The organism is Corallococcus llansteffanensis, from assembly GCF_003612055.1.
Classification (GTDB): Bacteria; Myxococcota; Myxococcia; order Myxococcales; family Myxococcaceae; genus Corallococcus; species Corallococcus llansteffanensis.
Window position 1 is genome coordinate 1 of sequence record NZ_RAWB01000577.1, and the last position, 6,262, is coordinate 6,262.

Annotated in this window: 7 protein-coding genes; 2 read left to right on the top strand and 5 right to left on the bottom strand. The window is 70.8% G+C overall.

Annotated elements, in window-relative coordinates; all coding sequences use genetic code 11:
- Nucleotides 1-329: 329 nt before the first annotated feature.
- Nucleotides 330-938 (top strand): hypothetical protein, encoded by a 609-nt coding sequence (locus D7V93_RS35500; protein WP_120647577.1) that lies wholly within the window; start codon nucleotides 330-332, stop codon nucleotides 936-938.
- Nucleotides 939-959: 21 nt separating this feature from the next.
- Here D7V93_RS35500 and D7V93_RS35505 read toward each other — a convergent pair whose 3' ends face one another.
- Genes D7V93_RS35505 through D7V93_RS35515 form a run of 3 tightly spaced genes read right to left on the bottom strand, consistent with a single transcriptional unit; the run spans nucleotide 960 to nucleotide 3,442 of the window.
- Nucleotides 960-1,949 (bottom strand): hydrolase, encoded by a 990-nt coding sequence (locus D7V93_RS35505; protein ID WP_120647578.1) that lies wholly within the window; start codon nucleotides 1,947-1,949, stop codon nucleotides 960-962.
- Nucleotides 1,946-2,278 (bottom strand): YkgJ family cysteine cluster protein, encoded by a 333-nt coding sequence (locus D7V93_RS35510; protein WP_120647579.1) that lies wholly within the window; start codon nucleotides 2,276-2,278, stop codon nucleotides 1,946-1,948. The genes D7V93_RS35505 and D7V93_RS35510 overlap by 4 nt, the downstream gene beginning before the upstream one ends.
- Before the next feature lie 27 nt (nucleotides 2,279-2,305).
- Nucleotides 2,306-3,442, bottom strand: a complete 1,137-nt coding sequence (locus tag D7V93_RS35515; RefSeq protein WP_120647580.1) for a hypothetical protein — start codon at nucleotides 3,440-3,442, stop codon at nucleotides 2,306-2,308.
- 128 nt (nucleotides 3,443-3,570) lie between these two features.
- Between D7V93_RS35515 and D7V93_RS35520 the strand changes: the two genes are divergently transcribed.
- The gene (locus D7V93_RS35520) at nucleotides 3,571-4,530 is read left to right on the top strand and encodes a ferritin-like domain-containing protein (RefSeq protein WP_147451511.1); all 960 of its coding nucleotides are present in this window, start codon (nucleotides 3,571-3,573) and stop codon (nucleotides 4,528-4,530) included.
- An 8-nt stretch (nucleotides 4,531-4,538) separates the two neighbouring features.
- Here the strand turns inward: D7V93_RS35520 and D7V93_RS35525 are convergent, their stop codons facing one another.
- Both D7V93_RS35525 and D7V93_RS35530 read right to left on the bottom strand, forming a co-directional pair.
- On the bottom strand, nucleotides 4,539-5,495 hold the full coding sequence (locus D7V93_RS35525) for a GNAT family N-acetyltransferase (protein ID WP_120647582.1): 957 nt from the start codon (nucleotides 5,493-5,495) through the stop codon (nucleotides 4,539-4,541).
- Nucleotides 5,496-5,538: 43 nt separating this feature from the next.
- Nucleotides 5,539-6,207 carry a hypothetical protein gene (locus D7V93_RS35530; protein WP_208723262.1) on the bottom strand — a complete coding sequence of 223 codons (669 nt, stop codon included), beginning with the start codon at nucleotides 6,205-6,207 and terminating at the stop codon, nucleotides 5,539-5,541.
- Nucleotides 6,208-6,262 lie beyond the last annotated feature (55 nt).

Below are 6,262 nucleotides of genomic sequence, written 5' to 3' on the forward strand. Positions count from 1 at the left end.
GGACGCATCACGCAACACGGGGCTGGGCGACGGGACGGGGCAGTGCGCAGCTTGGGGGAGTTCGGCAAGGAAGTCGCAGCACGCCGGGCGGGAGTGAAAGGCAGTGACGCACGCAGGGCATGTCGGTGCGGTGGCAGTCGTGATCCATCCTGACGGCAGATGACGGGAGCGCGACCGCCGGTACACGACGTGGAGCAGTGGCAGCAGTGAGTCGTGGTTGGGGGAACGAAGAGAAGCCGGGTCCTGCGGATGGGTCGCTCTCGGGAGCCGGCACGCCTCGCAATTCTCATCGCGCATGGCCGCGATGTCTGTAACGGGGGAGAAGCCTCATGGGAGCGGTGTCCATCTTCACCGCGGCGTTGGTCGTCTTGTCGGCGCACACGGCCATTGCCCAGACACAGGAAGTCCGGCGTCGCATGAATGATCCGGAGAAGTTGGCGCCTTTCGGTCTGATGCTCGACGCGGGCATGCCTGAAGGCGCGGGACTCTCCGGTGTCTTCCGGCCTTCGCCGCACCTGCGGCTGCACATCGGTGGCGCGCACAACGGGTTGCGCGGTGCCGCTCGCGCGGGGCTCACGCTCCTGCCGCTGAACGGAAAGTTCTCGCCGTCGCTCTCACTGGAGCTCGGCCATGCGCAGGCCGCGAGCACCAAGACCTTGAACCGGCGACTCGCGGACCGGACGCAGCTGCCCGCCTCCTCCATGGAGCGCGTGGGCTACTCGTACGCCAGCGCGCACCTGGGCCTGGAGTTCAATGCCACGCGGCGCCTCAGCTTCTTCGTGCGCGGCGGCATGAGCCTGATGGAGATGGCGGTTCCCAGCCTCCAGAAACTCGATGAGCCCTTCCGCGACTCGCTGTCTCCCGTGGAGACGCAGTCGTGGATGATGCGCACCCTGCAGCCCTCCGCGAAGCTCGGCTTCGCCCTCTTCTTCGGCTGATCTCCAGCGTCCGAGCAGGCGCTACACCGCCGCCGGACGCTCCGCGAGGACCTGCTCGAAGAACCTCAGCGCCTGGTCCTCCGCCCAGAAGCAGGGGCGGTGCAGGCGCCCCGAGACGAAGCCCACGTGTCCGCCGTGCTCGGTCAGCACCACGCTGAGGAACGGGTTGTCCCGGGCCGCGGCCGGAATCACCGGCGTCTCCAGCATTGGATCATCCGCGGCGCTGAGCAGCAGCGTGGGCCGGCGGATGTCTCCCAGTCGCGGACCCGAGGACGCCTCCCGGTAGTAGTGATCCGCGCCCTCGAAGCCATGCAGCGGCCCGGTCACCACGTCGTCGAAGCCGAAGATCGTGCGCGCCGCCTCCATGGCCTTCCCATCGAACGCGCCCGGGAAGCGCGCGAGCTTCTCCCGGGACTTGCTCTTGAGCGTGCGCAGGAAGCGCATGCGGTAGAGCCAGAGGAAGCCGCCACCGGCATCCAGCTTCCGGCAGCACGCCGCCAGATCATACGGCGCGCTGATGGACGCCGCGGCGGTCACCGGCGCCGCGTCGCCCGTCTCCTCCAGGAGCCGGCACAGCACGTTGGCGCCCAGTGAAAACCCCACCGCGAGCATCGGGCCGGTGACGCGCGCCCGCACGTCCGCCATGACGAGCCGCGTGTCGTGCGTGTCCCCGGAGTGGTACGCCCGCGCGAGCCGGTTCGGCTCCCCGCTGCACGAGCGGAAGTTGATCGCGGTGGCGCCCCAGCCGCGCTTCGCCGCGCCCCGCAGTACCTCCGTGACGTAGCCCGCCTGGGACGAGCCCTCCAGCCCGTGCAGCACCACCACGTGAGGCGCGCCCGGGGGCCCGTCGAAGCTGTCCAGGTCGACGAAGTCGCCGTCCGGCAATTCGCGTCGCTCCCGGCGCAGGGGCGGCACGCGGGTGGGCCGCGCGAGCGAGGCGTAGATGGTCTGCGCATGCGCGCCGCGGATCCCCGGCGCGGGCACGAAGGGCTCGGTGGGCTGGAACTTCAAGCGACGCCTCCGGGCACCCGCGTGCGAGACGACAGGGCCGCCACCGCCCGCGCCGTCCGCATGGACGCGCAGCCGGAGGTCCGCACGGCCTCCGCTTCGCCGGTGAGCTGGAACAGGGCCAGGTAGTTGTGCACGCGCTCCTCCAGCGTGGGGGCCTCGATGCGCCGGCACACATCGTCCGCCGCGTAGTCCCGGCACACCTGGGGCCTGCGCTCGTAGACGGTGCAGAGGTTGTCCGCGCCCAGGTGCGGGCACCTCAACCCCAGGGGCTTGTCCAGCGCGGCGATGTCCGGCGCCACGCAGCAGGCGCCACAGCAGGTGCACTCCATGGAACTCCCTCGAACTGCCTCACTGCCTCAGCGGCGGACGGCCTTCTCGACCTTGCCCAGGTTCGTCACGGTGAGCGTGACGCCCTGGCCCTTCTTCCACCCGAGGAACTCGTCCTCGCGCGTGGGCTCCAGCACGTGTTCCTTCACGCCGTCGTCGTCATAGCGCACGCTCACGCGATAGGACTCCTCGCGCCGCACCCGCTCGTTCGCTCCGGCGGCCAGCTCCGGCCAGCGCGGCGGATCCTCCGTGCCCTTCAGCTCCCGCTGATCCACCTGCTTCCAGGCATACGTGTCGTAGGCGCACTGCTGCGCGTAGACGGGCTCGTTGCGGTAGCGCGTCTCCGTCTGGCAGTCCTCGTAGGACTCGCTGCAGTACTTCGTCACGTCGTGACAGACCTCCTCGGCGAAGCCGTTGCCCTTGTCGCGGCGGGTGCACTTCTCCTCGGTGCCACACGCCACCTTGCGCGACTTTGTCCGGCACACGCGCTCGGTGCCATCCGCCACCCGGCGCGTGCCGCGCTGTCGGGACACGCAGTCGCGGATGTTCGTCACGCCCGGCACTTCGCCCGCGCCGTTCACCGGCATGCGGGGAGCGGTGGTGCTCAGCTGGTCGCGCCAGCCCGTGCGCGTCTCCGGCAGGAAGCGCTCCTGCACCACCGCGCGCCGCCAACTCGTGGCCACCACCTCGCCCTGGAAGTCATGCGCGAGGTTTCCCCAGTAGCCCACCGCGCAGGTGCCGAAGCAGCACGAGCCCAGGACGCCCAGCACGATGAGCCACACCTTGCTCAGCCGTCGGGGCTTGGGGGGCGGGGCCGGCGGCGGCTTCGGGGACAGGTCCGCGACGGGCGCGGCCTTCGCGTCCGAGCCCCGCTCGGCGGCGCACTGCCGGCACGCCTTGGCGTCCCCCCGGTTGGACGCGCCGCAGTAGGCGCAGAACCAGTCCTCGCCCGCGCCGGCCAGGTCCAGGGCCTGCTCATCGGTGACGCCCTCACGCGTGGACTTGCCGGAGGCATCCACGTCACCGAAGTCGAACTCCGACTCCTTGCCGGTGAGCTCCCGCGGGTTGTTGCACGAGGGGCAGTTCTTGTGACGGGCCGGGATGTTCCTGGCGCCACAGGACGTGCAGTTCCACGAGCCCTCGATGATGCGCCTTCGTTCGGCCATGGGATGCATCCTAGGGGACCTGTCGCCCCCTGACACGTCTGGGGTAGGGTCATGGCCCTCAAGTCCCCGCCGGGCCGGCGGTAGGGGACCCGAGCCGGTTTCCTGAGTGGAACCGCGAGGGGGATTCCATGTCGCGTCAGACGCTGGATGTGATTCCGAAGCATCGGTTGTTGCGCCGTACCCTCTATGGCCTGTTGCTGGCCGCTCCGCTGCTGCCCGTGGGGTTGGCCTGCGGAAACGACGAGGGCTGCGGATTCGGCAGCACCACCCTGAGTGGCGGAACCGTTCCCCTCAATCCGGATGGCACCGCTCCGGCGCAGCCCTCCTGCGGCGGATGCCCCGAGCAGCCCGACCCCATCCCGCTCCTCAGCTGCACGGCGCGCAAGTCCGAGACCCCTGGACGGGCGGACGTCACCTGCAGCTACATGACCTGCATGAATGATGGACGTAGGCCGGAGGGATTGAGGGAAGCCCTCGCGTCGCGGTCCGGGGACGCACTCGGTGCGCTCTTCGCGCACGCGGCCTGGCTGGAAGCCGCATCGGTCCCGGCCTTCCTGCGGCTCGCGGACGAGCTCAAGGCGCACGGCGCGCCGGAGTCGCTGGTGAGGGCAGCGCGTCGCTCGGCGGGGGACGAGGTCCGCCACACCCGCGCGATGCAGGCGCTCGCCCGTCGTCACGGCGCGACCATGCCCGACGTGGACCTGCCGCCCTTCGAATCCCGATCGCTGGAGGAGATGCTCCTGGAGAACGCCGTCGAGGGCTGCGTGCGGGAGACCTTCGGCGCCTTCGTGGCGGGCTGGCAGTCACGCACCGCGCAGGACCCGGAGGTGCGCGGCACGCTGCGCACCATCGCCCGGGACGAGGTGCGCCACGCGGAGCTGGCGTGGGCCGTGGAGGCATGGGCCCAGGAGCAGCTGACGCCCGCGCAGCGGGAGCGGTTGCTCCAGGCGCGTCAGGACGCGCTGCGGATGCTGGGCGAGGAAGTGGAAGGCCAGCGGCTGCCGGAGCAGCTCATCCGCGAGGCGGGGATGCCCTCGCGCGACCAGGCCCGGACCCTGTTCCAGGGCCTCTCCACACTGGTCGCCTGACGCACGCCTCACACCCAGAGGGCGCGAGGGAAGGGGACTTCGGGCGCGGGAGGCACTCCCGCGCGCAGGGGCCGCAGCATGGGCAGCGAACCGTCCCGCTGCACGCGCACCGCGCCGGGCACGCTCGCGAGCAGCGGCGCCGTCGCGGACTCCTCCCACCACACCACGCGCTGGAGGCCCGCCCGGTGCGCCACGCGACGCGCCTCCGTGAGCAGCGCCTCCGCATCCGCCGCGTTACGCGCATCCAGCATCAGCACCACCAGGTCGCCGTAGCGGGCCACCATGGACCACAGCGCGGTGGAGTCGCCCACCACCGCGCCGCACGTCTGGGGCCTCGGCCGCGCCAGCAGCTCCGCGTAGACACGCTCCCGCTCCAGTTGCCAGTCCACCTGCGAGGCGCTGGGCCAGAGATAGAAGGGCGCCCGAGGCCTCTGCATCCGCGCGAGCGCCGCAGCCACATCCGCCTCCTGGAGCCCGCTGTCCACCGGGCGTCCCCCCGGCGCCTCCGAAGCGCTCAGGTGCCAGTCCCACGCGGGCACCTCCTCGTACCCCGAGCGGCGATACAGCGGCGCCCCGACGTCGGAGAAGAGGACGACGGAATGCGGGCGCGGTGCCACGCGCTCCAGCTCCGCGGCGACACTGTCCATCAGCCGCGTCGCATGGCCCCGGCCGCGCAGGTGGTCCTCGGTGAAGACGCTGGCGATGGCGTAACTGTCCCCCTGCGCGTACGTCCCATCCGCGCCGCGCAGGAAGCTGTCGGTGTGGAAGGTCTCGCACGAGGCCAGCACCGTGCCGTCGTCCGCGAGCCACAGCCACGTGTTCATGCCCTCGCGGCTCCAGGGGTGCGCGCGCAGCCGCGCCTCGCGCTCCTGGTACTGCGCCACGCCGAGGGGCGAACCCCACGCGGCATGGGTGACGGTGTCACGCTGCGCCTTCTGCGCGTCGGTGGCGAGGACGAGGGTCATGGTGCGCGGCAGGCTAGACGCGAGCCCCCTCCCGGCGCGAGCGCTACATCCGCGTGGTGTACGGGAACCGGAAGTGGAACTGCAGGTACGCCTGCCCCACGTGGAAGATGCCGTCCCCCACCGAGTCCGGCAGCCCCAGGCCCCCCAGCTCCTGCGGCACGTAGAAGGTGGACTCCCAGCCCACGCTGACGAGGAAGCTCTTCGACAACTGGAACTCCAGGTCCGCGCCCACGTCCACGCCGGGCCGCAGGAAGTGCGTGTCCGGCAGCGTGTCGGAGAACATGTACGCGTACGTCAACACCAGCCCCGCGCCCACCGTGAAGCGCACCGGGCTGGACGACAGCGGCAGCCCCAGGGCCAGCGGCTTGAACGTCACGCCGTACATCCCCGTGTCGCGGTACTTGGGCGAGATGATGAACGAGTCCGGGATGAAGATGGACGGCGAGATGCGGATCTCCTCCACCTTCCGCGCCTGCTTGCGGTAGCGGTTCGGGATGACGCGCTGGTTCTTGCGCAGCCACTCCTTGTCCAGCACCGCGTCCACCGACAGCTTCAGCCCGGTGTGGATGGGCTGATCGTCGAAGACGGGCCCGAAGAACAGGAACGCCGCCGGGCCCACCCCCACGTCCAACGGCACGGTGACCTTCTGGTCCGCCACGGCGACGGCGGGCAACAGCAGCAGGGCGCACAGCAGGGGCAGGGTGGGCTTCAAGGGCGGGTCCTCACGTACCGGGCCCGCGAAGGACCCCGTGTTTCAAGCCTAGAAG

What these genes read in the sequence shown, in the direction of transcription:
- D7V93_RS35515 (WP_120647580.1), bottom strand. Translation starts at nt 3,442, where the DNA reads ATGGCCGAACGAAGGCGCATCATCGAGGGCTCGTGGAACTGCACGTCC.
- D7V93_RS35525 (WP_120647582.1), bottom strand. Translation starts at nt 5,495, where the DNA reads ATGACCCTCGTCCTCGCCACCGACGCGCAGAAGGCGCAGCGTGACACC.
- D7V93_RS35500 (WP_120647577.1), top strand. Translation starts at nt 330, where the DNA reads ATGGGAGCGGTGTCCATCTTCACCGCGGCGTTGGTCGTCTTGTCGGCG.
- D7V93_RS35520 (WP_147451511.1), top strand. Translation starts at nt 3,571, where the DNA reads ATGTCGCGTCAGACGCTGGATGTGATTCCGAAGCATCGGTTGTTGCGC.
- D7V93_RS35510 (WP_120647579.1), bottom strand. Translation starts at nt 2,278, where the DNA reads ATGGAGTGCACCTGCTGTGGCGCCTGCTGCGTGGCGCCGGACATCGCC.